Genomic DNA, 25203 nt, shown 5'->3' on the forward strand with positions numbered 1-25203 from the left:
CATCTGGGGCATCTGGGACATCCGGGGCACCCGTGGCATCTGTGGCATCTGGGCGGCAACGATCTGAGATGCCGCAGCCGGTTGCGTTGCAGGCGACCGCTCAGGCCAATGCGAACATCGCATTGGTGAAATACTGGGGCAAGGCCGATGACGAACTGATAATTCCCAACGCATCAAGCCTCTCACTCACGATCGATGGCTTGGGAACAACCACCCAGGTCACCTTCCATGCCGATGGTGCGGTGCAGGATGGCAGCGCCAGGGTCGATGCAGAGTCCACATCACGACCGATGCCTCAGGAACAAGGCTTATGTGGGGATGGCCACGAATCGTCACAGGATTCGGACACTCTGATAATCGACGGCAGGCAGCATTCGGGCAAGGCGCTGCACAGGGTCAGCGATCTGCTCGATCGCATTCGTGAACTATCGGGCTTGCATGCTCCGGCGACGGTGATCTCTCGAAATACGGTGCCCTACGCGGCTGGTCTGGCGAGCTCGGCTTCGGCCTTCGCCGCGCTCGCGGCCGCAGGGTCGCGCGCGGCCGGATTGAATCTCGATCCGAAGGATCTGTCAAGGCTTGCGAGGCGCGGATCCGGTTCTGCATCTCGGTCGATATATTCCGGACTGGCAGTCTGGCATGCCGGGCATGACGATGTGAGTTCATATGCCGAACCGGTTTCCACAATCATGGAAGATGCGGCGGAAGGCGCAGTCGCAGAGGATTTTGGCATGAATCTCGCAATGGTGGTGATACTGATTTCGAATAGAAAAAAGTCACTTTCAAGTCGCGTGGCCATGCGCCGTTCTGTTCAGACCTCGCCCTTGTATCAGGCTTGGATCGAATCCTGCGGCCGCGACCTGCATCAGGCATTGGCTGCGATAGGACATGCGGATGTCGAGGCTCTTGGCGCCATAGCCGAATCGAATTCCTATGGCATGCATGCGACGATGATGACGGCGCAGCCGCCAGTCGTGTATTGGCAGCCTGCGACGGTCGAGGCGCTGCATGCGGTTGAGGAGCTGCGCGCGGAGGGCATTGGCGCCTGGTCTACGATGGATGCAGGGCCTAACGTCAAGGTGCTGACAGCTTCGAAGGATGCCGTGCGCGTATGCGAGTCCTTGCGTGAACGTCTCCCGGAACTGGACATTCGTGTCCATGAGGCTGGGAAGGGTGTCCGAATATTGGACAGAACTGTGGACAATTCGAGGTGAATAACCGATGCGATGGCATGGGCATATGGACTGGGACAACTGAAGATTGAACGATGAACGCGCATTCCATCGAGAATGCGTGACGGATTCTTTCCCCAGGCGCGTGTGCGGCATGAGGATGAATGGACGATCAGATGAAAGACGATGACTTGGAAGAGACGGCTGTTGGCAGAGCTCCCGGGAAACTCTATGTTGCAGGTGAGTATGCGGTTGTCGAGCCTGGACACCGCGCAATAGTGGTGGCAGTGAACCGCTTCCTTGATGTCCGGATACATGCCTCAGACTTCGAGGCGCGGCAAGGATCCCTGCAATCCAACAGGTTTACAAGGAGCCGTGTGCAGTGGCATCGTAGCCACGACACGATAGTCGTCGACTCTGCAGACCAGTCAGGCTGGGGATTCATCATCAATGCGATCCGCGTGGTCGAGAGGTTTGCGGTTGAGGCAGGAAAGTCACTCCGGTACTGCGACATCTCGGTTTCGAGTGGACTCGATGACGCTTCTGGCAAGAAATATGGGCTCGGCTCGTCCGGTGCGGTCACCGTCGCGACCGTTCAGGCGCTCTGTGACTTCTATCATCTTGAAATCGGTGAGATGGAGCGATACAAGCTTGCGTTCCTCGCCGCTAACGAGGTGCAGCCATCAGGGTCTGGTGGCGACATAGCGGCAGGCACGTTCCAAGGCTGCATCGCTTACAGTTCGCCGGACCATGAATGGATTGCTGCCCGGGTCGGGCACGATGCGCAGACTGAGACGCTGCAGCGTGCCGCACCTTCCGTGGGCATCGACCGGACAGGCCTCGATCGCCGTTCAGGCGAGGTCTCCGGCATCGCCCGACTCATCGGCATGGATTGGCCGGGACTGTCGATAGAGCGTCTGCCAGTGCCATCGGACATGAAATTCCTGGTCGGGTGGACGGGCGCTCCGGCATCCACACCCGAACTTGTCGCGAACGTTCAGCACAGCGTCCATGGCGGCGACATCACTGACCAAGGGTTTGCCGCCGAATCCGGAGACGCTTCCGAAAGGGTTCGGGACACAGACGGGAAATCGCATGACTCTCCGGCCTTGGGGCTTGGAGACGCGATGGAGACGTCCAAGGAAAGGTACGGACGCTTCGTGCGTGACAGCGATGCATGCGTGACAGCGATGGCAGATGCATTCAGAAGAGGTGACGTCTCTGCCATTCAGACCCAGATTCGTGCGGCGCGCCGGATTTTGCTGAGCCTGACTGACATAACCGGCACCATCGTGGAAACGAGGGCATTGAACGATCTTGTTCGCATCGCGCAATCCCACGGTGCGGCAGCGAAGAGCTCAGGAGCCGGTGGCGGGGACTGCGGCATAGCCATCGGGGGTCCGGAAGTCGATTCCGATGCCATTCGGGCAGACTGGAACGCCTGTGGCATCGAAGCCTTGGACCTCCATATCAGCACTGGGGATGAATGATCATGTCAAGCAAGCCGAATCACGAAGAGCCAGCCCCATCCCAGCCCGCTGCCATGCCTTCGAAGCAAACCTTGCCCAGAAGGCATTCGCGCAAGGACGACCATGTCAGGCTTGCAAACGCCCAGCATGAAGCCGAAGGCTGCAATTCCTTCGACGATGTCAGGTTCGTCCATAACAGCTTTCCAGACATGGCGGTGCACGATGTCGACATGCATGTCGACATGCTCGGATCCCAGTGGGACGTGCCGTTCTATGTGAACGCGATGACCGGTGGATCGGCAAGCACCGGCGTGCTCAATGGCGCGCTTGCACAGGCCGCAGAAAGCTGCGGCGTCGCCATCGCATCCGGCTCGCAGCACGCTGCTCTTCGTGATCGGGCGCTTACTCCGACTTTCACGACGCTCAGGGAACACACGCATGGATTCCTGTTTGCCAATGTCGGGCCTAGCGTCACTGCGAGCCAGGCAAGGCAGGCCGTGGACATGATCGCGGCGAATGCGCTCCAGATCCATGTCAATGCCGCACAGGAAATAGTCATGCCAGAAGGAGACCGTGACTTTTCGGCCTGGAAGGCAACGATCCGTGAAATCCTCGAAACCGTGGATGTTCCCGTCGTGGTCAAAGAGGTCGGGTTTGGAATGAGCCAGGCAACGATTCGCGCCATCGCGGCGATGGGCGTCGCGGCAATCGATGTGAGTGGCAGGGGCGGAACGGATTTCATCACAATCGAGAATCAGCGTCGAAACCGTTCCGAATATGGATATATGGCCGGATGGGGCGAATCCACGGTCCTCAGTCTGCTCAACGCGGTCGAGGTCCACCATGAGCGCTTGGCCGATCGGGATGGAAGTTCGCACGCATCATCCGATTCGGTCTTGCAGCCACAGATCGTTGCATCGGGCGGTGTCAGAACACCCTTGGATGTGGCAATCGCCCTGTCGCTGGGCGCCCAGGCGGTCGGCGTATCAGGGCATTTTCTGCATACTCTCATCAAGTCCGGCGAGAGTGGACTGGTCGAGGAGATAGAGCGATGGAAGCAGCAGCTGCGTTCCATCATGACCCTGCTTGGTGCCAGAACAATACCCGAGCTGCGTACAAGAAACCTGCTGGTCACCGGGCAGACAGGGCGAGAGGCCGAACTGCTCGGGATTTCACTCAAGGACTACGCAAATCGCTCGGTTCAGTCAGTGGACTAGGATTGACATGTCCTTTTTGCAATGATCAGATTTTCTGATGAACGCCATGTGGAGTCGTTGGGAGAGAGCCGTCCGCATGACGGCGGTTGGTTTGGGCGCGGGCTAAGGGAAAGCAACCGGTTGAAAACGGCCGGATGAGGCATGAGAGCAGTTGTGAGCGACTGCAGAAGGCGAGTAAGCGGCTCAATGACAGTTGAGATGACGGGAACGGTACCTGAACGGCAGATTCGACGTTATTTCGGTACGCGAGCGTATAACCGGGCGTATGAGGTGATTGCAAGCGGACGCATGCATTCAATGAGAAGCGCCGAAAAGAACGAGGGAACCCCAGATGCCCAGCTGATGCTCTCCGCAGAGGTGGAGAGCACCGCTCCTGTGGTTTCCACGCGTGTGCACTCCTCGGTTGGGAGCGCTGACTATCAGGTAAGCGCTTCGATTCAGATTCCTGCGGGGAAGATCGTCTCCATCTCCTGCACATGCCCGCCTTCAACCGCATGGGTGCAGGATGCAAGCATTCCGCTGCGCTGATCAAGCAATACAACGAGCATCCAGAGCTCTTCCTCGGATCTGGTGTGCAACGCGCTCCAAGGCGGGAGAATGTCAGTCATAAGGGCACGACAAGGATTCTGAGAAGATTCATGCGTCAGCGTGATGCTGAGCAGAGTGCGGAGGCCAAGAATCGCCAGATCGCGCTGCTGAAGGAAGTGAGTACGGTTTCCGAGACGGCTGGCGGACATGCCCGTTCGGACATGCGCAAGAACATGCCGGAAGGCGCCGTCCGTCTGCGTCCGAGCATCGAATGCGCGGCGCGTGGCTGGTCATTGCGGCTTCGCATTCTCGTTCCCTCCCACAACATCAACTATGTCGTCAAAGACATTCAGGGAATGATCGGAGCCTTCCGAGGGCGCGAGTATTTTTCGTACGGGCAGCGTCTCTCATTCGTCCATACCATTGAATCGCTTTCACCGCGTTCCCGTGACTTGCTGGGAATCATCGACCGTGCTCTTGAGATTCGAAAGAGCCTTGCATCGGAGCGCAGCTCTGGTTACTACGCGGAGCATTATCAGCCCAAAATCGCCGTGATCTCGCTTTCCGACTCTGAGGTCGCCGAATTGCTGGATCTGTTTGTCGGAGCCGATGAAACGATAGACTACGCCCCGCCGCAGGAGCTCTTCGAAGCCTCCGGACCGGCACATGTCGTGGATGGCGACCCCGATCTGGGGATTCGAATCGTCGCCCAGAACGATAACGAACAGAACGCCGTGAACCATGACGCCGCCTTTGGATCAGCGGCCGAGCGTGACTCTGGCTTCTCGATTCGGCATGGTGCCGTCGCCGAACGTTTCATACCAGGGAGAGCGTCATCGTTCGTGATCGTTCGCCCTGTCGAATCACCATCGCGTGCAGCGCGGCCCATTGTGGGCAGAGACGCTTTCACGGCGGAGGATTCCCTTGATTCTCAGGGAAACTCCGAGGGAAAGATGCCTTCCGACATGCAGGACATGATGATGAATCAGGTCGTCATCCATCGATGCAGCCAGTATTTCGTCAACCATCGTGAGCTTATCTCGACGCTATGTGCCGAAGGTGACCCTGATGGACTCTATCTTGGCGAAGATGACCTGGAATCATTTTCCCGCACGGTCCTTCCCTTTCTCTCCTCACCGAAGGACGTGGGCGAAACGGATGGACCGGTCTCGGCGACGAACTCGTCGGATGCCAGCAGCCATAGGGGCATCATCGCCGAACTCCCGCAGGAACTCCTGCAGCTACGAACCGAGCCCTGCGTCATAGAATGCTATCTTGACCGCGACGACGAGGGAATCACCTGCGATGTTCAGGCCCGTTACGGTGATGAGAGCTTCCATGTGTTCTCAGGCATCGGCATCAACGGCAGCAAGGGCATCAAGCGGGACAAGGATGCCGAGCGTCTGGCTGTCGAGGCCGTGCGTCAATACTTCCCGATGCCCGATGGGCCGGTTGCCCGCATTCCGGAGTCGGATGACAAGGCAATCTACAGGCTGATAACCGAGGGTCTCACCATTCTCAAAAGTCTGGGCAACGTGTTTGCGACCCCCGCATTCGACGGGATGACGGACATGCCAAAGCCGGTCATAGGCGTTGGACTGAGCATGAAGTCCGGTCTGGTTGAAATATCGCCGATGGCAGACGAAATCGATCCCGACGAGGTGCGTGAATTGCTTCAGAGCTATCGCAGGCATCGCCGCTTCCACAGACTGCGAAACGGGAGCTTCGTCGACATGGGATCGGTTGATACCCATCGGCTTGAAGACATCGCCGACGATCTGGGCATCAAGCAGGGAGCTTTTGCCGCAGGAAACGTCGACCTGCCGGCATTCGAGGCCTACTATCTTGACAGTCAGGTCCCGGACTCCGCGAAATCCGAGAGCTTCAAGGCATATGTGCAGGAGCTGAAGGTGATCGATCCCACGCGCTACGCATTGCCTTCGTCGTTGCAGAAGGTGCTCAGACCATATCAGGCAGAGGGATTCAGATGGCTTAGCGCCGTATGCGACAAAGGATTCGGCGGCATTCTTGCCGATGAGATGGGTCTGGGAAAGACCGCACAGCTGCTTTCGTTCCTGCTTGCTCGGCAGAGCGAGGCACGCGAGGTCGGCCCCAACCTTATCGTGTGCCCCGCGTCCCTCGTCTATAACTGGGCGGCGGAGGCAGAGAAGTTCGCTCCAGGCCTGAGGGTCATGGTGGCTTCCGGAACCAAGGCCGAACGTCATGAGATGCTGGCCAGGGCCCGACGATCGGTGTCGGATGAAGGCGGTGCGACTGCGGACGAACAGCCAGACGTCATCATTACCTCGTATGACCTGTTGAGGCGAGACCTTGACGATTACAAGGCTTTGCGCTGCTATTGCATGGCTCTCGACGAGGCGCAGTACGTGAAGAACCACGCGACCAAGTCTTCGCGTGCCGTTCGCACGATACAGACCTTGCATCGATTTGCACTGACGGGCACTCCGATCGAGAATCGTCTTTCGGAGCTGTGGAGCATCTTCGACTTTCTGATGCCAGGCATTCTCGGGTCCTACGCGCACTTCCGCGAACGCTTTGAAATGCCAATCCTGAGCGGTGACCGGCATGTCCAGATGAAGCTCCAGGGATTCATCGGCCCATTCATTCTTCGCCGACTGAAATCCGAGGTTCTGAAGGATCTGCCTGACAAGATCGAGAACGTCATCACAGTTAAGCTTCAGGGCGAGCAGCGCAAGCTGTATGCGGCGCTTGAACAGCGTCTGCGAGACACGCTCACCCGTCAGACCGACCCCGACTTCACCGAGGGAAAGCTGCTCGTCCTGGCTCAGCTCACGAAGCTGCGCCAGGTATGCTGCGATCCGCGGCTGCTGTTCGCTGATGCGGAATCAGGCAAGGGCACATCCGCAAAGCTGGATGCAATCGAAGACCTGGTGTCCACATGTCAGGATGCCGGACGCAAGATGCTCATATTCTCGCAGTTCACGAGCTATCTTGACCTCATCGCCGAACGTCTTCGGGGCGACTCGGTCGCATACGACGTGATAACCGGAGCCACCCCCAAGAAGAAACGCCTTGAGCTGGTCAATCAGTTCAACAGGGACGACACCCCTGTGTTCCTGATATCCCTGAAGGCAGGGAACACAGGTCTGAACCTGACGGGTGCGTGCGTGGTCGTCCATGCGGATCCTTGGTGGAACGCTGCCGCACAGAACCAGGCGACGGACCGTGCACACCGGATTGGCCAGACACAGGATGTCAATGTCTATCAGGTCGTGGCGCAGGACACCATTGAGGAACGGATACTCAAGCTTCAGCATTCCAAGTCCGACCTGGCATCGCGCTTCGTGGATTCGGCATCGCGTTCGGGGCAGTCCATGTCGTCGCTGACCAAGGACGACCTGCTCTCCCTGCTGTCGTAGGTGCCGTGGCATGCGCGTTCGACGAGCTACTGTCGGTGGCGCCAGGAAGGGGCATGATTGCCGATTGGCGCGCCCTCGCAGGAACCGGGCCAGGTGATAGCATGTGGCATAGGTTGTGAAAAGCGAAGGGTCCAGGGATGAGTTCGGAAATACGGCCGGAACGCGAGACGGGGAGTGGCTCGGGGGATGAATCCCCGCATGACGCGGCAGCGTCTCAATCTCCGGATCCACCACAGACTCTCCCAGTCTTGGATGCTGGAAACGCTGCGCCGGCAGGCAGCCGAGGCATATCCCGTTCTGGTCGCCGTACCTCCATCATGTTCGCAATCGGCATCCCCATCGGACTGCTTGCATGCTTCCTTGGACAGAACCTACCCACGTCATTCGTCATCGGATGGGCTTGCGCCTGCATCTTCTATCTTGTGCGCGTCTGGTCGAGAATCGCAAGGTTCACGGGAGAACGCACGCGTGAGCACGCGCAGGGCGAGGATCCCTCGCGTACGACCGCGGACATAGTCATCATGATATCGAGCGTGGTTTCCATCGTGGCACTGGTTGTGATGATGAGCATCGGCGGATCCTCGCAGGAACGCACCCTTCCGATTGCCGCGCTGACGCTGTCGAGCATTCTCCTCACCTGGGGTCTGATCCATACGCTGTACACGCTCAGATATGCTGAGATGTATTACAGTGGCTCCGATCCCTGCATCGACTTTCCGGGTACGAAGCTTCCGCAATACACCGATTTCGCATACCTCGCCTTCACCATGGGCATGACATTCCAGGTCTCCGACACCGATCTGACCTCGACCAACGTCAGGAGAGTGGCTCTCGGACATACGCTGCTCTCATATCTTTTCAACACCCTGCTCATCGGCGCGACCGTCAATCTTCTCGCGGGCGTGATGTCTTGAATGTAAGGTCATGTCTGCCGGATCATCAGTCGTGCAAGGCGCGTGCTTTGCATGGAGACGGCAGTGTGATTCCAAACCGAAATCTCATCTGAATGCGGAGGATTGCGTGAATACTGATCGAACGATGAAAGTCACGGTATATTGCGGAGCGTCTACGGGCAATGACCCAAAATATGCAGAATGGGCGGAACGACTCGGCACATGGATAGCCGAATCGCACGGTGAGCTCGTCTTCGGCGCAGGCGGTGTCGGGCTGATGGGCATCGTTGCGAAAAGTGTGCTGGAACATGGCGGATCGGCTCACGGCATCATTCCGCAGGCGCTTGCAGACCGCGAGAGACCATACGAAGGGCTGACGACCGTCGAGATCGTGCATGACATGGATGAGCGCAAGCGTCGAATGATGGAGCTCGGCGATGTCTACATCGCCTTCCCCGGAGGCCCGGGAACCGTCGAGGAAATCACGGAGGCATTCTCCTGGGCGCGAATCGGACTCACGTCAAGGCCATGCATCTTCTTCAACCTCGATGGATATTGGGATCCGATCGCCACCATGTATCGGCGCATGGTCGATGAGGGATTCCTCACTCAGGAAAGCCTTGACACGTTGCTTTTTGCGACATCCTTCGATCAGATCGTTCCCTGGGTCAGGAATTACGTCCCGCCCAGAGTCCGCACCTACACCCGTACCCAATGATTGCTGCCTGGCATGCTGCCAGGTTCATTGAGTTTGCAAGTTTTTGGCACTCCCCAAAGTATGAACGTCGATTTTCCTGCATCTCTGCGTCGATTATTCAACGATTTCAGCGCCGAGTACTTCACGAAGTGCCAAAAACTTGCAAACTCGACCTGTGAGGGGTCGGTTTTCCGTCGGATCTAGGCAAGGGTTTCGACGAGCTCGAAGCGTTCGCAGACGATCTGCGTGTCGTCGTTCAGCCGAAAGTCTGGCCTGCCGAGGGATGAGCGGTATTCCTCGCTGGTCCAGAAGTCTTCGTGGGCCTTGCGCCAGGCCGCTATGCTCTCATAGCCCTCGCCTTCGCGGATGCAGTGTTCGAGCGTGACATCGGCAAGGCGGCAGATCGTCGTGCCTGACTGACGCAGCACTCCGACAGGACGTTCGTCCGAATCGATGATGACGCTCAGGTCGCCTGCCTTGGGCAGTGGTTCGGGCTCGATCTCGAACTCGACCAACAGACTGGTGGAACTTGTCTTCTTCCCGCTGAGAAGGGCACTGACCAACTTGTCTCGCAGTGGTCCGGGGAACGCGAATTCATCTTTGGGTAGTTTCGATATGTCATAGGAGCTCATGCCTGCATTCTACTAGCGTGCAGGATGAAGGATTCCAGAGAATGGTGTGCCTTCTGGCAACGGTGCAAGGCAGTTGCAGGCACAACCCTCGGCAAGGGCGCAGCCGCCTTAGGCAAGGAGCCGCTTCAGCGACTGCGGCCGCGGCTCTCAGCCCTTATCGTCTGAGGTGCGGGGGCTCAGGCAGCGACCAGTGGATTCGCGCACTATCAGCTCGGGATCGAACAGAATGACGTCCCTTCGTGCCATGAGCCTCTTGTTCTCCATCATCGCCATCAGCGCGTTTATGGTTGACAGGCAGATCTTTGCAACGGGCTGGCGAACCGTCGTCAGCGACGGTGCCATGAAGCTCATCGAGGCGGAGTCGTCGTATCCCGTGACCGATATATCCTCCGGGATGTTCAGCCCCAACGAGCGCGTGGCCTTGATCGCTCCCAGGGCAAGCTCGTCACTCGCGCATGCGATGGCTGTCGCACCACCCTCGATCAGCGATTGGGCAGCCATCTGACCTGATTCGACGCCATAGGTAGTCCATGCGGTCATGTTGCTGCCATGCTCGATATGCTGCTGCTCGAAGAACTCAAGCGCGGCCTTGTGCTTGATGATCGAAGGGTAATGGCTTCTGTCGCCCAGCAGCAATCCTATTCGTCGATGTCCCAGATCGGTAAGGTGCTTCAAGGCCATGGTCATCGCCTTCGCGTCGTCGGTGCTGACATAGAGTCCGTCCATGTCGCGCTTGGCGCCATTGACGAAGGCCGCGGGGATTCCGCGATCGGTGAGAATACTATAGACCGATAGATTCGAGTCCTTGGTGTCGTATTTTCCTCCAAGGAAGATGACGCCGGCGAGCGGTTGGCTCTGCAGCAGTTCGAGATACCCATCCTCTGAAGTTCCCGATGGCGTATACGAGCATACGATGACGAGGAACCCGCGTTGAGCCAGCAGATTGGTTATGGCCGTCACGAATTCCGGGAATATGGGATTCGACATGTTGGGCGTCACGATTGCCATGAGACGCGTGCCATTGCGCTGCATCTTGTCGACTGGCATCCCCAGCGCGGTTATGGCATCTATGACCGTGTTGCGTAAATCCTCGGACACTCCTGGCTTTGCATTGATGACACGCGAAACCGAAGCCTGACTCACCCCCGCCTTCGCGGCTATGTCTGCGAGTGTTGTTCCCAATCGACCGCTCCATTCATTGTATTCTCATACCATTGTGCCCCATAAGTGGCTTTTGAGAAGCAAAACGCCAAAAAACCAGACGAGATTCAAATGACTTTCGATGAGCGCATATCGTTGATTGATGTGGGTTCAGCACTCGACGACATTCACCGCAAGGCCGCCACGAGAGGTTTCCTTGTATTTATCCATCATATCGTGGCCTGTCTGCTTCATCGTCTTGATTGCCTGATCGAGGCTCACCATATGCTTGCCCTCGGCGAGCAGCGAGATGCGTGCGGCATTGATTGCGGTCATGCTTGCCATGGCGTTGCGTTCGATGCATGGAATCTGGACGAGTCCTGCGACGGGATCGCATGTCAGTCCCAGATGATGTTCGATGCCAACCTCTGCCGCATTCTCTATCTGTGCAGGAGTGCCGCCGAGAACGGCGCATAATCCGGCTGCAGCCATCGAGCACGCGGATCCCACCTCTCCCTGGCATCCGACCTCCGCCCCGGATATGGAGGCATTGCGCTTGAAGAGATATCCGACAGCCCCGGCGGTGAGCAGAAAGCGTTCGACGCCGCGCATGTCAGAACCGTCGACGAAATACCAATAATAATGAAGCACGGCAGGAATGATGCCCGCCGAACCGTTGGTGGGGGCGGTGACGATTCGTCCTCCACTCGCATTCTCCTCGCTGACTGCGAGCGCGAACAGATCGACCCACTCCATGTCCTTCCCATGCAGCGCCGCATCGAGTGAGTGGCATGAGTCGCCAAGCACGTCGACGCCTGCTGGTTTGAGGCTGCGATAGATGTGGGAGGCGCGGCGTGGAACGTGCAAGCCGCCCGGCAGCGTTGCACGATTGCTGGTGCACCCGGCCTGAACGCATGCGTGCATGACCCGCCATATGGAGTCGAGGCCTGCCAGAACGTCTGATTGGGAGCGTGAGGCCATTTCGTTGGCGATCATGATTTCGGCGATGCTCATGCGCCGGGAGTCACAGAGTGCGAGAAGCTCGTCGCATGTTCTGAAGTCATATGGAACGGGAATCGAATCGATGTCCTCGTTTGCCGGCGCATCCGCGATGTTGCCCTGCGAGGTGTCACTGGGTGGTGATGTCGTTTCACCGAGCCAGGCGTCATCGGCGGTCGCGCTGTCGTGCAATCCGACCTGGGGGTCATGGGCCGTTCCCTGCCTGATGAACCCACCCCCGATCGAGTACCAGACCTGCTCGTCAAGCATGGCCTTCGCGGCGTCATAGGCTTCGAATCTCATGCCATTGGGGTGCAGCAGCATGCGCTTCCATCGTTCGAAGACGATGTCTGCCCCATAGTCGAATGCAATCGTGTCCGAACCCATCAGCTTCAATGAGGCGCTCTGCTCGCATTCCTGCACGATGACCGTCATGTGGTCGGTGTCGACATCGGAAGGGGTGGCACCCTCCAGACCGGCAAGAATCGCACGATCGGTGCCATGCCCAAGGCCAGTCAGTGCAAGTGAGCCGTACAGGGTGATCCTAATGCGCCGGACCTTGTGAATGAGCCCGGATTGCTCAAGGGAGGCGGCGAATGCTCGTGCCGCGCACATCGGACCCACGGTATGCGACGATGACGGTCCGACTCCGATGCTGAAGATGTCCTGAATGCTCAACATGTCTGCTTCCCCCCCCTACACCAGAGAAGCCTATATCGAAAATGATTCGGATGCATGTACGCATGGTTTTCGCGGAGTATGACCCGCGAGAATCCAGGCCGCAGCCACGGGAACCTTCGCTGCTGGCTCTGCCATTCGCATGCTTCCGTTCGCTCTTGGACAGTTTCAGCCCATGACACCGTTCTCAAAGATTATGGTGATCGTATGGCAGAAGAATCTGAAATGAGCGCAGTCGTGACCTTCGAGGGCGGAAGCGCCGACAATCCAAAGAGCCTCAGCGATGCGATGGTTGCCAGACCGAAAAGCCCACGAGGGCGTGACATTCTCGTCAGAATTCATGCAATTTCAGTGAATCCGGTGGATACCAAGATACGCGCTTCGGCGAATGCTACTTCGCCGTCTTCGTCTCCTCTGATCCTAGGGTGGGACGCAGTCGGTGAAGTGGTCGAAACGGGACCGGATGCAAGTTTCTTCAGTGTCGGCGACCGTGTCTGGTACGCCGGAGACGTGACGAGGCAGGGGTCCTACGCAGCGTATGAGCTTGTGGATGAAAGAATCGTGGGGCATGCTCCTGCGACGCTTGATGACGCACATGCCGCAGCGATGCCTTTGACGGGAATCACCGCCTGGGAGGCGTTGTTCGACAAGCTCCGGGTGGACCGCACACCCGCGTCCAACGACGGCGGAGACGATCGGCAGTCCCTTCTTGTCGTCGGTGCGGCTGGTGGGGTCGGGTCCATGGTGATCCAGCTTGCGCATGCGCTGACATCGTTGAGAATCATAGCCTTGGCATCACGAGAAGAATCCAGGAGATGGGCGCTTGACATGGGTGCCGATGACGTCGTCGACTATCGTGACGACGATGTGGCCGCGAAGATACAGGACATTGCCCCCAATGGCATCGACTGGGCTTTCAGCGCATACAGCAAGGGCAACATCGGGCTTTTCAACGCCGTGATGAGGCCCTTCGGCGAGATCGTCGCCATCGACGATGAAAAGAACCTTGATTGGTATTCCCTCAAGGACAAGGCGCTCTCGTGGCACTGGGAATTCATGTTTGCAAGGCCGAAGCATCACGCCGACGATATGATTCGGCAGCATGACATATTGGAGAAGATCGCAGAGCTTGTGGATTCGGGGGCCGTACGCAGCACGATGACGATGAATCTCAGCCCTGTCGATGCTGGCACGCTTCGCAAGGCGCATGGCATGGTGGAAGGCGGGCACATGGTGGGCAAGGTCACCCTGTCCCGTGACGATCGAGTTCGCTGACTCATCGGAACAGAGGGCGAGACTCATACGGGCATATGGAAATATAGATGGACACCCTTACCATTGGATAAACCCTGCTGCCATGCATGTGTGCGGAACGTCACTGAGCTCTAAGGAAGTGCTGAGATGAATACTCGAAACAAGAGGGCCGTGCAACACCGTCCTGAGACCTTGGCAAAGCGCGAGGAGATTCTCAAGGTGGCCGCATTGATGTTCGGCGAGAAAGGGACAAGCAACACCACGCTGCAGGACATCGCCGGACAGGTCGGCATGACGCACGCAGGCGTGCTGCATTACTTTGGCAGCAAGAAGGGGTTGCTGCTCGAAGTGCTGAAATATCGCGACAACCAGGATGTCGCCGATCTCGAAGGCAAACGCATGCCTGGGGGACTCGACGCCTTCCGACACTTGATCAAGACCGCCGAAGAGAATATGAAGCGATCCGGAATCGTTCAGACCTATCTGATCCTCTCCTCAGAATCGGTGACCGAAGGCAACCTCGGCAAGGACTATTTCTTCTCACGCTACAGCTGTCTGCGTGCCGAGCTGAGTGAGGCCCTGGGCAAGGTCCTCGTCGGTGAACAGGGCAGTCTGAGTGACAGTGATCGTACGGCCATCGAGGACGCCGTCGCAGGCATCCTCGCAGCGATGGATGGTTTGCAGCTGCAGTGGCTGCTCGATCCGGAACACGTGAATCTGGCGCGTGCGTCGCGCTTCATCATCGAGACGGCCGTATCGGCGGTCATCGATCCGCACGAGAACTGTCTGGACAGGAATCGCTGAGGCGTCCCTTTCGCATCTGCGTCACCGTTCATGGAGCACCGCGCACCTTATATTCCTTGGACCGTTCGAGGCTTTCTTCTGGATATGGAAGGGGGGTGTCGGCAACGCTTGAGATCGTTGCCGACACCCCCCTTCCATCCCCTCATGCGGTCATCAGCTTTTCAGCGACTCACCCCAGCGCGTTCTAGGATCGAACACGGCAGTTGCCAGAGTCGTGTCTGACTGTCCGTAATATGCAAACCACAGATCGTGGAAATGCACGAGCCCTTCCACGAATGTCACATTCGGTATCAGACCGTTGACCTCCTCGAAGGTCTGTGGGTGAAGCCAGGGCGTCGTCATTCTTGCCAGCACCTCACGAGGATTGTCGGGGTCGATGACGAACTGGCCGCATCGATAGTCGACATCGTATTTTCCATCGGGACGGGTCTGTCTGGTGGCTCCGTTGGCGAGGAACAGGAGCAGTCCGTTTGAAGTCAGCACTGGGGGTGCGCCTATCTCGACCAAATTCGCATCGAATGAATGCTCCATCGGTCGGTAGATCGGCTCCTTGTCCGTGGTTCCCGGAGTCCAATGAAGCAAGTCATCGCTGGTCGCCCAATAGATGCTGCCTTCGCCGAAATACATCCACCACTTGCCCTCGATTCTGAAGGGAAGGATCACGCCTGCCTTGTTCCAATTGCCTCCGGTCGGGGAGTCTGTGACGGCAAAGGTGTCGAAGTCTTCAAACAGCGGACCGTGCTTGGTCCAGTCGTGCAAATCCGTTGAAGTCGCAAGACAGAGCCGAGCCCGCTCTCGATCCCAACCCGTATAGGTCAGATAGTATGTGCCATCTATCGCTGTGATTCTTGGATCTTCGCAGCCGTATCTTTCATAGTCCTCGCTGGGTGAAAGCACGGGAGACGACTCACGCTCGAAAGAGTATCCATCCTTGCTGTGTGCAATCCCGATGTGCGAAACGATGTCGTCCGCATGCGCTCGATACAGCAGCACCACCTCGTCATCCACGACCAAGGCCGCCGGATTATAGAGGTTTGCAGATTCCCATGATCCGCCCAGCGGCGTCAGGATCGGATTGTTCTCATAAGGAACGAACGGTCCAAGCGGAAATGTTGCGTCTTTGAAAAAGCTGGTTCCAACCATTAGTAAATAAGTCCTTTCGAAATTCCCCATCCACAGGAGCGGAAGGGCTGCTGCCTTGTAGCGATTCCCGATGCCTTCATCCCTTCACCGCTCCAAGGACGCCGTTGACGAGATAGCGCTGAATGAAGAGATACCCGAGAACGAGGGGAGCGGCGACGATGATCGTGGCCGCGGCGAGCAGTGGCCAATTGTTCGAATACGTCCCCTTGAATGCGAACAGGCCTGCTGAGATCGGGAATTTGTTCTGATCGGAGAACAATACGGTTGCCATGATGATTTCATTCCAGATCCATACCGCCTGAAGTATGAACACCGTCATCAACGCCGGCTTGGAAAGCGGCACGATGAACTTGAACAGATAGGTCCAATACCCTGCGCCGTCTATGGCGGCAGCCTCATCGAGGTCCTTCGGTATCGACGAGACGAATCCGGTGAACAGCAAGGGTCCGATTCCGACGCCGACAGCGACCATCAGAATATAGCCGATCTGGGTGTTATACAGATGCAGCCGGAGAAGAAGCTGGAATTGGGTCATCAGGGCATTCGGAAGGAACAGGACAAGTGTGAAGAGAAGACTCCAGAACTTCGATCCCTTGATGTATCCGCGTGCGACTGGGAATCCCATGAACAGGCTTATGGCAGTGCCAAGCCCTGCGCCGCAGACGGTATATATGACCGTGTTGAGGAAGTATGCCCCGAAATTGCCCTTTGACCACGCCTCTGCGAAATTGCCCCACTGGAACGATGAAACGATGCCCACGGGGTTGGTCACGAACTCGGAGGTGCTTTTCAGGGCGGTGTTCAGCAAATACAGCAGCGGGAATATGAAGAGTATGAGAATGCACGCCACGAAGAAATACATCAGCCATGGTGTCTTGCCGACACGTTGCGATCTGGCTACCTTGCTGCTCGCCCCTGTCGTCCGATGACGCGAGTACGGGGTCTTCAGCGTGCCTGTCTGGGTTTTGCCGGTGGTGCTCATTTCTGTTCCCTTCTACGCAGATAGGCCAAGGTCGCAATCGTTATGACCCCGACCAGCACGAACTGAACCATTGAAATCGCGGCTGCATAGCCCTGCGACTGCGAGAGCGTGGTCCCCGAACGCCCCCCGAATGCCTGCATGTAGACCTGCAGGGAAAGAACCTGCGTGCCTTTCTTGTCGGCTCCGGTCAGCACGTAGGTCAGCTGGTAGCTTTGGAGCGCATTCACGATGCCCAGCAGGACGTTCGCCGTGACTGACGGTGAGAGCATGGGGAGCGTCACGAATCTGAACTGCGCCCAGGGCCCTGCCCCATCGATGCTGGAAACCTCATACAGTTCCTGTGGAATGGCCTGAAGACCAGATAGGAATATGATCACCGAGGTTCCACAGACCATCCAGATCTGCACGAATATCACGAGATAGAGCGCTATGTTCTGGTCTCCGAAGAAGGCGGAGTTCTTTCCAAACAGCAGCAGCACCTGCTGGATTGGCCCGCCTGACGTGTTGAACATCAATGACCACACAAGGGCGGTGACGGTGACGCCGAGAACAGTTGGCATGAAGACGACGGCACGGTATATGTTTCTTCCGCGCAGCTTGGGGTTGTTTAGCAGGATCGCGATGCCCAGCGCCAGGGTGATTTGAATGATCGTCGAGAGCGATGCGAAGATCAGCGTGTTCTTGAGGGCGTTGAGGTTGTCTGCTCGATGGCCGAGCCCGAAGTATTGGATGTAGTTCTGGAGCCCTATGAACTTTGTTGGCAGATACGTCACCCCTCGTAGATCGGTGAACGACACCACGAGCACGGCGATGGCAGGAACGAAGGCGAAGACGAAGAGAACCGCGAGAGCGATTCCGAAGGTGATTCGCAGCGGACCCTTGGAAGAGAACGGAAAGGTATTTTTTTCAGACATGATTATCTCCAATTGGAAGCGGTGCGGCAGCTGACATTACCGCCACACCGCAGTTGAGCCTTATGACTGGAAGGTGTCAGTCAGCTGCCGTTCAGAATGCCGCAGACCATGCGGATTCGGACGAAGCGGCGGCGCTTTGAGCTGATTTCGTGCCAAGAGGCGAAAGGGCTGGGTAGTTGAACGGATAGACGGCATCTTCGCCGGCCTTGTTGTTCGCGACCCACACCTGATCCCAGGCAGGTTCATATTTTTCCGTGTATTGGGAGATCGACTTGAGGAACTTCGATGTGTCGATGCCGGGTTGGGACGAAGAGAATCCAGCTGTCTTCGCGAAGGTCGTATACGTCGATTTCTCAGAGAAGAACGACAGCCACTTCAATGCCGCTGCCTTGTTCTTCGTGGCTGAGGCCACGCCGAGCTGGAGCTCGATTTTGCCGTTGAGAACCGAATTGTCGCTGGCGTTGTCGGAGGCGGGGAATGGGATGTATCCAAAGTCGAACGCCCCGTTCACTGCCGATTCGATCGTGGGCTCGTTCCAAGTTCCATCGGGCATCATCGCAAAGTTGCCCCGTGCGAATGCCGCGGGAAGATCGTCATATCCGGCGCCCGAGAAGTTCTGCTGGGCATTGTTGAAGATCGTCTGAGTCTTCTCGAGTATGCCTTCAGGCTTCGAGTCCGTGAGCGAGACCTTCTGCGTCCACAGATTCTTGGCCAGAGCCTGCTTGGCGGCCAGCGTCGGGTATTCGGAGGCTACGCTTCCGAGCATGATCAGACCGGCAGGCCAGGTGTCCTTTCCGCCGATTCCGAAGGGCGTGATGCCCTTGCTCTTCAGAGTGCTCATCACGGATTCAAGTTCGGACCATGTCGTCGGAGCTTTCAATCCATTGTCTGCAAAGATCTTCTTGTTGTAATAGATTCCTGTCGAATAGCTCAGGCCGGTTGGCACGGAATACTGTTTTCCGCCGATTTCCTGAGCCTTCAGGACCGAGGAGGTGTAATCCTTCATGAATGACTCATTCGTCAGGTCCACAAGACCGCCTGACTGGGCCATGAGCGTGTCGTCCGAAGTGGAATCCTTCGCATAGCTCGGCACTTCGACGAAATTCTTCAAGACGAAGATGTCCAGAGTTCCGGCTGAAAGGCGCGATGCCTTTGTCGCGGGATAGGAGTCGTTGGGAACGGAGGAGAAGTTCACCTTGACTTTGGGATACTTTGCTTCGAATGCCTTGTTGACCTGCTTGAATGCCGTGTCTGATGCGGATGCGCTGGAAACCAGAATGTTAAGTTGTCCAGATATTTCAGAATCGCTGGAACTGGAAGATCCTGTCGAACCGCAGGCTGCCGTTGTCCCGACGGCGGCGAGCATCGCCACCGCGGCGACCATGCCACGGCCGAGCTTTCCGCGAAAACTGCTAGTTGGTTTCATCTCTAACTCCTTTGTTAAACCGAAACGTTTCGGCTAAACAAGTATATATCAAAAAATCGGACTTGGAGGACAGATCAGGCGATTATTTATGGGGCGCCCGTCCGACGGAATTGCCAAGGACGATGCTTGCAGGCGGAATCGTGCGGTTTTCCGGGTGTCCACCATCGACTATCTGCATCAGCATCTCCGCCGCCTCGCGCGCCAGATGCCGTGGATTCGTCTGCGCCGTGACCAAGGTCGGCCGAATGTAGGTGGAAAGCGCGATGCCATCGTATCCGGTGACTGAAACGTCCTGTGGGATTCGCAGACCGAGATCCTTGCATCCCTGGATGAATCCAACCGCCATGAGGTCGTTGCTGCAGACCACCGCGGTGGGGCGCGGCGTCTGCCGCATCATCGTCGACGCGGCCCGCTTGCCGCCTTCGTAGGTAAAGTCTCCATGGAAGACGGGACCGATGCGCAGGCCATGCAGGTGCATCGTCTGCTCCCAGGCGTGCTGGCGGACATAGGAATGCAGGAACTCCTGCGGTCCGCTGACGTGGCCGATGTTCGTATGTCCTTGGCTGATGAGGAGCTCGGTCAATTGCCTGAATGGGATGGAGGCATCCTGTCTGACATTCGGGAACTGCAGTGAGTTCGCGGAATTGATCGCGACTGCGGGCAGTCCCAGCTCCCTGACGAGCTCGGCACGCGCATCGTTGATCTTCAACTCGTTGAGGAACACGCCATCGACGCGGCCATCCGAGGAAAGCTTCCTGTATCGTTCAAGCGTTTCGCGCTCGCTTTTGCTTATCTGAAGCACCAGGGCATAGTCCTTATGCGAGATGACCTCTTCGATGCCGGTGATGAAGCTTCCGAAGAAGGGGTCGGACTCGAGGACGTCTATGTCTCGTTGAATCACCAGCCCGATCGAAAAGGTTCGCTTCGAAGAAAGGCTACGGCCTCTGAGGGAAGGCGTGTATCCCAGTTCCTCGGCCTTCGCGACGATTCGCCTTCTTGTCTTGTCGGAAACGCCCGGACGATTGTTCAAGGCCGCAGAGGTCGAGCTCAGCGCGACGCCGGCCGCCTTCGCGACATCGACGATGGTCACGCGTCTCTTGCTGTCCGCAGATTTATCTGGCATGTTCCGTACTCTATCCGACACTGAAAAACAATATATAGTATTCCACATATGTCCAATATTGAAAGGATCTCAGGAACCACGGCGGTTCAGGGATCCTTCTGCATATGCCGTCGTCGCGCCGTGCACGGCTGCTATCGTTGTCAACGAAGCCAGGGAGCTTCGCCGTCGGCAAGGGGGCTGAAATGGTTGCGAAGAGGAGAGGTTCGCGTCGCGTCGCGCTTCTTCTCACCGCGCTGTTCCTCGCGACCGCCCTCGTCGGCGTATTCATGGTGGGCAGGGGTGCTGTCGAGTATCATAGTGCGGCCAAGGACATGCACGGCAATTCGGTGACCATGGATTCGGATGAACTGCCCGATGGGCAGCAGACGAGACGGATGCATGCGGTCCAAGACCTTGGCCTGACGCTGGAGGTACCTGCCGTGTCGATGAAGGTTCCTGTGGGGGAGCTCTCCGCAGTCGACGGCGTGATCACCCCACCGACGTTCACGCAGGCATATCTGGTTCGCAATCGCGGGGTGGGCCTGCAGAAAGCGGCCGATGGGACGGTGTATGTGGTGACCCATTCTCTCAGCGACGGATTCGCCCCGGGAAACTACCTCTTCGACGTCGCGGCGCAGAGGGCGACCGTGAAGCGTGGAGACGCCCTAAGGATCGCCGGCCTGAACTATTCGGTCGATTCCAGCGAGATGATAGCCAAGACGAGCCTGGCATCGCGCTCCGATGTCTGGGATTCGGTCCCGGGGCGACTGGTGCTGATAACGTGCCTGCAACGCCAGCATGGGCGCTCACTTCGCAACCTCGTCATTTTCGCGCAGCTGCAATAACGGGGCTGTCGATTTCCCTTCCTGACTTGACACTGATCGTTGCCTTAAATTATCATGAGAAAGCCGAAACGTTTCGGTATTCAATCAATCAGACAAGGACGACTGATGAGATCGATTAGTTCAACAACAATCATCAGTGCTTGCATCGCGACGGCGACATTGCTATCCGCATCTGTCGGGACACTCGCGATTTCAGCAACCGCAAGCGCTGAATCAACCTCAACCAACACGGCAATAACGCTCAACGATCTTGCTGACAGCAGTTCAGCGCAGCAACGCTGGATCAGCGAGCCAACGTCAAGAATCGCCTTGAATCCAAGTCATAGTCAGACCGACGATGCCAAGCCAACGAGCGATGACAGCCTCGATACCGTGTTCTACACCAATCAGGACAAGAAAACTGCGGATAACGTCGTGAGAAACAGCTTCACCGACACCGCTCAGGCATCGACCACGGCCACGGCCTACGATGAAGGGGATGCAACTCCTGCGCTGAGCGACGACTTCGGTCCCTCGGACGAAGGATCGTGGACGGCCACCAACGGCAAAGGTTCGATTTCGTTCGTCGACAACGCGGGAATCGTGGCTCCGAGCGGAGGGGACACTTGGGTGGGCTTCGGCCGCAGCGTGACTTTCGACGCGGCAGCCAAGCCGATCATCATGGTCACGGTCGCCTCGACCACCGGAAAATGGGCCTTGAAGATCAACGATGGCAGTAGCGACACCAATCTGCAGAACGATACCGATGCAACCGGAACCTTCGCCTATGATCTTAGCGATTTCGGAATCTCCGGCAGCAAGGCATACACGATCAAGATCTTCAGCTCCAATAGTGGCACCACGACATTCAAGAGCCTTTCGATCCATGCGCGCCCCGCGCAGTCCGACGACTTCACCCAGACTTCGATCAAGGATTGGATGACCAACGTTCAGTCGAACAACGGAGCGACGATCTCACAGGCAGATTCTGGCCTTGGAGCGACGATAAGGAGTACGAGCAGCTCAAACTTCGGTGCCGTGGCGAAAGCCTTCACCGTCGACCTGTCGAAGACACCCATCCTTACGGTTGCCGTCAACTCATTGAGCGCCGGTTCAAAGTGGGCGCTGAAGCTCAGTGGCGCCAATGGATCAGGTGATTTCGCCATAATCCAGAACGACACCGATCGCAGTGGCGTCTTCAGCTATGACCTTCAATCCATGACGGGCAAGACGGGAGAACAGACATTTTCCGTCAAACTGTTCTCCACGCAGTCGGCGCTGCCAACTTCATTCAATGTGACGCGTCTGTCTTTCCACAGCATCGATTATTGGACGCAGAACCCGACTGACTACGTCAACACATGGAATCCGCAGTCGCTTGACTGGAAGGGAAGCTATGGAGATTCCGGAAGCTATTCCACCCAAGACCTGTTCGTTGACGACGCCACCGTATCGCGACTCATCGATCCCACGTCGCTCAGCGATGGAAATCCGACGCTGACCGGTAACTTCACCGGAACTGTCTCTTGGAATCCCACAGACCGTGTGCTGACCATCAACAATGGCGATGCCTACACAAGGGCGGTGGCGTTCCCTGCGTCTGCAACGGTATCGTTCTATGACAGCCAGGCCGACGCATCGATGGGTGCGGATGGTTCCTCGACTCCAACGGCAACGAGCCAAACCTGGCTGGCGATCATGCCGAACGATCAGAAATCCGCGATAGGTCTGGGATATGCGTACGATACGACGGCTCAGGCCAGGACCGATGCGGCGAAGAGCGCGGTCGGCGGCACCAAGGTTGACACGGTCGTGGCAGCCCTGGCCAGCCGAGTCAAGGAATGGTCCGAATTCCTGAACAAGGTTCCTGCAGTAGGCGACTATTCGCTTCACGTCACCGACTACCAGGGGACCAGCCAGTCCGAGATCCGCGCGATGTACTATCGGGCATTCGTCGATCTACGGCAGACCGTCGTGCCTCCCCAGCCGGAAAGCGGCATCAGCCACTATCAGGTTGCAACCGGCAAGGCTGCCACATATAACGGCGGTTCATCCCGTAACAAGGCTTCGGCAAGCTGGGACTCCCTGCTCGGCATTGACTATCTCGCATACACCGATCCAGAGTATGCATGGGATTCCTTCATTGGAATGATGGCGGACGTTCAGTCGGACGGCAATCTCAATGGCGAATCCCTGCCAAGCAGGAAGGCGCAGACGGCATGGATGCTGTATTCGGTCACCGGCGACAAGGACAAGCTCAGGCAGGTATATTCAGCCGTCAAGGCGCATATGACATGGTCGAGCAAGAACCTGGCCTGGAACATCGCATCCCATTACCCAGGCAGCGGCGTTCCGGCCTCGGACGAACGCGATCTGGAATTCGTCGCATCGCTGGCAGTCGATCTTGGCTATGCTTCGAAGATCGCGGCCACGCTCGGTGAGACCGAAGACGTCTCGTACTTCACCGATGTGCAGAAGAATCTGTCGAGCGAGTTCTCACAGTGGTTTTTCAAGGATGGCAAGGCCGTCCAATACTATTGGACGAGCAAGGCCGATGCGACATATGACCAACGCAAGGGAAGCGCCCAATACGTCGCCACAGGACTGCACATGCCGAATCTGAGCAGCGGAGAGGTCGCCGCACTGATGACCAGATTCGATGAGGAATACGATCCCAGCCAACAGTTTGCAGGGCTGGCATCCGATGCCGTCAAGGCCCCTGACATTCAATTCGTCGCATACGGGCTGCTTGAGCAGGGCAAGGCCACCGAAGCCGAGACAGTGCTGGAGGAAGTGCTGCGCGATGTCGTCAGAACGCATGAGTTCAGCGAGGTGTATCAGGCTGGTGCCACTGATTCGAGTGGCAAGCAGGCCGAGCCGATTTCACGGGGAGAGAGCCCGACGACCTTCGGCATGGCACAGGTCATCGATAATCTCTGGATTCTCAACGGGTATCGTTCGGATGAAGGAACGCCGACATTCGTAAGGCTTCGGGAAGCGCAAGGCGGCGTCTCAGGCCTCACCTATATGGGAAAGACATTCAGCATTTCCAATAGCGGGTCAGAGATCACGCTCAGCGGCGACGTCACGTCGATACCCGGAACATGCACGCAATATGGGCAGACCGTTGCCGTTTCATACCCGATATCCTTCACCTGCGGCACGATCGCGCTGTCGGGCACAAGCGTCGAGGCTGGAAAGTCGCTTGTGGTTACGGGCGCTCGCTACACACCATCCACCGTTGCCGACCTGTATCTTGGGGATCTCAGGATTGCAAGCGCGACAGTGGACAAGAATGGGGCTGTGCGCTTCAATGCGGTCATTCCGTCTGATACGGCGACGGGCAGGCATACCCTCAGAATTCAAAACGGAGACATCACGGCTCAGGCACAGTTCGACGTCACTGCCTCCCGACCAGGGTCCGGAGGCGGCAATTCCGGTGGCGGAACATCCAACGGTGGCAAGACCAATGCCGCCGGAGGCAAGGTCTCTGAGCCGAAGGCCGGCCAGGCCACAGATGCGTCCGCAGGTGCTTCGGTGCATACCGGAGGCAGCGCCGTGTCCCCGATGCTGTGGATGCTCGGCATTGCCCTCTCCATCATCGGTGCAGGAGGAACCATTGCAATGCGGCAGTATCGCATGGCGATCAAGTAACCGTCGCTCGTTTCTCTGAACGCATATAAAGCTTCTGGGAACAGGATTTCCGTGAACAAACATTGTGGCCTCCACGCACTGTGGAGGCCACAATCGTTGTGTTATGGCGCTCTCTGGTGTCTGTGACGGCATCATCGGAGGATCGGCGGGGGAACACGCCGAACATGCATGTTGCAAGTCGCATTCAGAAGTATAGACTTGTGAGGCATTGGTGGATTGAGGCTTGACATAGGGGGAACGGAGCGGACCTGTCTGCATGGGCGGTCCGTGCTGT

General features: G+C 57.3%; 19 protein-coding genes. 11 read left to right on the top strand and 8 right to left on the bottom strand.

The window, feature by feature from the left end; genetic code table 11:
* The first annotated feature begins 68 nt into the window (after nt 1-68).
* The 7 genes from mvaD to QN062_RS07250 all read left to right on the top strand — a co-directional run bounded on the left by mvaD (nt 69) and on the right by QN062_RS07250 (nt 9398).
* A complete protein-coding gene (gene mvaD / locus QN062_RS07220) occupies nt 69-1214 on the top strand; it encodes a diphosphomevalonate decarboxylase (protein WP_369341151.1) in 1146 nt (381 codons plus the stop codon).
* Between the two features lie 122 nt (nt 1215-1336).
* Entirely contained in the window at nt 1337-2662 is a 1326-nt protein-coding gene (locus tag QN062_RS07225) for a phosphomevalonate kinase (protein WP_369341152.1), read from the top strand.
* A 2-nt stretch (nt 2663-2664) separates the two neighbouring features.
* Nucleotides 2665-3858 (top strand): type 2 isopentenyl-diphosphate Delta-isomerase, encoded by a 1194-nt coding sequence (gene fni / locus QN062_RS07230; RefSeq protein WP_369341153.1) that lies wholly within the window; start codon nt 2665-2667, stop codon nt 3856-3858.
* 186 nt (nt 3859-4044) lie between these two features.
* A complete protein-coding gene (locus QN062_RS07235) occupies nt 4045-4386 on the top strand; it encodes a hypothetical protein (RefSeq protein WP_369341154.1) in 342 nt (113 codons plus the stop codon).
* Complete coding sequence (locus QN062_RS07240) at nt 4335-7787, top strand: DEAD/DEAH box helicase (protein ID WP_369341155.1); 3453 nt, start codon at nt 4335-4337, stop codon at nt 7785-7787. Before QN062_RS07235 ends, QN062_RS07240 begins: the two co-directional genes overlap by 52 nt.
* A gap of 137 nt (nt 7788-7924) precedes the next feature.
* Nucleotides 7925-8701, top strand: coding sequence for a DUF1345 domain-containing protein (locus tag QN062_RS07245; protein ID WP_369341156.1), 777 nt, complete (start codon nt 7925-7927; stop codon nt 8699-8701).
* Between the two features lie 106 nt (nt 8702-8807).
* On the top strand, nt 8808-9398 hold the full coding sequence (locus QN062_RS07250; protein WP_369341157.1) for a TIGR00730 family Rossman fold protein: 591 nt from the start codon (nt 8808-8810) through the stop codon (nt 9396-9398).
* A gap of 179 nt (nt 9399-9577) precedes the next feature.
* On the opposite strand, the gene QN062_RS07255 is transcribed toward QN062_RS07250, so the two are convergent.
* The 3 genes from QN062_RS07255 to QN062_RS07265 form a co-directional block, all read right to left on the bottom strand.
* Entirely contained in the window at nt 9578-10009 is a 432-nt protein-coding gene (locus QN062_RS07255; RefSeq protein ID WP_369341158.1) for an ASCH domain-containing protein, read from the bottom strand.
* 147 nt (nt 10010-10156) lie between these two features.
* On the bottom strand, nt 10157-11191 hold the full coding sequence (locus QN062_RS07260; RefSeq protein ID WP_369341159.1) for a LacI family DNA-binding transcriptional regulator: 1035 nt from the start codon (nt 11189-11191) through the stop codon (nt 10157-10159).
* Between the two features lie 129 nt (nt 11192-11320).
* A complete protein-coding gene (locus tag QN062_RS07265; protein ID WP_369341160.1) occupies nt 11321-12829 on the bottom strand; it encodes an L-serine ammonia-lyase in 1509 nt (502 codons plus the stop codon).
* A 204-nt stretch (nt 12830-13033) separates the two neighbouring features.
* Between QN062_RS07265 and QN062_RS07270 the strand changes: the two genes are divergently transcribed.
* Nucleotides 13034-14101 carry a zinc-binding alcohol dehydrogenase family protein gene (locus QN062_RS07270; RefSeq protein WP_369341161.1) on the top strand — a complete coding sequence of 356 codons (1068 nt, stop codon included), beginning with the start codon at nt 13034-13036 and terminating at the stop codon, nt 14099-14101.
* 126 nt (nt 14102-14227) lie between these two features.
* Complete coding sequence (locus QN062_RS07275; protein ID WP_369341162.1) at nt 14228-14884, top strand: TetR/AcrR family transcriptional regulator; 657 nt, start codon at nt 14228-14230, stop codon at nt 14882-14884.
* Between the two features lie 153 nt (nt 14885-15037).
* Here the strand turns inward: QN062_RS07275 and QN062_RS07280 are convergent, their stop codons facing one another.
* The 5 genes from QN062_RS07280 to QN062_RS07300 all read right to left on the bottom strand — a co-directional run bounded on the left by QN062_RS07280 (nt 15038) and on the right by QN062_RS07300 (nt 20472).
* Nucleotides 15038-16027: a glycoside hydrolase family 130 protein gene (locus QN062_RS07280; RefSeq protein WP_369341163.1), complete on the bottom strand. Its 990-nt coding sequence runs from the start codon at nt 16025-16027 to the stop codon at nt 15038-15040.
* A gap of 76 nt (nt 16028-16103) precedes the next feature.
* Complete coding sequence (locus QN062_RS07285; protein WP_369341164.1) at nt 16104-17009, bottom strand: carbohydrate ABC transporter permease; 906 nt, start codon at nt 17007-17009, stop codon at nt 16104-16106.
* Nucleotides 17006-17923, bottom strand: coding sequence for a carbohydrate ABC transporter permease (locus QN062_RS07290; protein ID WP_369341165.1), 918 nt, complete (start codon nt 17921-17923; stop codon nt 17006-17008). Before QN062_RS07290 ends, QN062_RS07285 begins: the two co-directional genes overlap by 4 nt.
* A 91-nt stretch (nt 17924-18014) precedes the next feature.
* Entirely contained in the window at nt 18015-19349 is a 1335-nt protein-coding gene (locus tag QN062_RS07295; RefSeq protein WP_369341166.1) for an ABC transporter substrate-binding protein, read from the bottom strand.
* Between the two features lie 82 nt (nt 19350-19431).
* The gene (locus QN062_RS07300) at nt 19432-20472 is read right to left on the bottom strand and encodes a LacI family DNA-binding transcriptional regulator (RefSeq protein ID WP_369341167.1); all 1041 of its coding nucleotides are present in this window, start codon (nt 20470-20472) and stop codon (nt 19432-19434) included.
* Nucleotides 20473-20654: 182 nt separating this feature from the next.
* On the opposite strand from QN062_RS07300, the gene QN062_RS07305 reads away from it, so the two are divergent.
* Both QN062_RS07305 and QN062_RS07310 read left to right on the top strand, forming a co-directional pair.
* Nucleotides 20655-21296, top strand: coding sequence for a class F sortase (locus tag QN062_RS07305; protein ID WP_369341168.1), 642 nt, complete (start codon nt 20655-20657; stop codon nt 21294-21296).
* A 105-nt stretch (nt 21297-21401) separates the two neighbouring features.
* Nucleotides 21402-24929, top strand: a complete 3528-nt coding sequence (locus QN062_RS07310; protein ID WP_369341169.1) for a hypothetical protein — start codon at nt 21402-21404, stop codon at nt 24927-24929.
* The last annotated feature ends 274 nt before the right edge of the window (nt 24930-25203 follow it).

Source organism: Bifidobacterium sp. WK012_4_13 (genome assembly GCF_041080835.1).
Lineage (GTDB): Bacteria > Actinomycetota > Actinomycetes > Actinomycetales > Bifidobacteriaceae > Bombiscardovia > Bombiscardovia fermentum.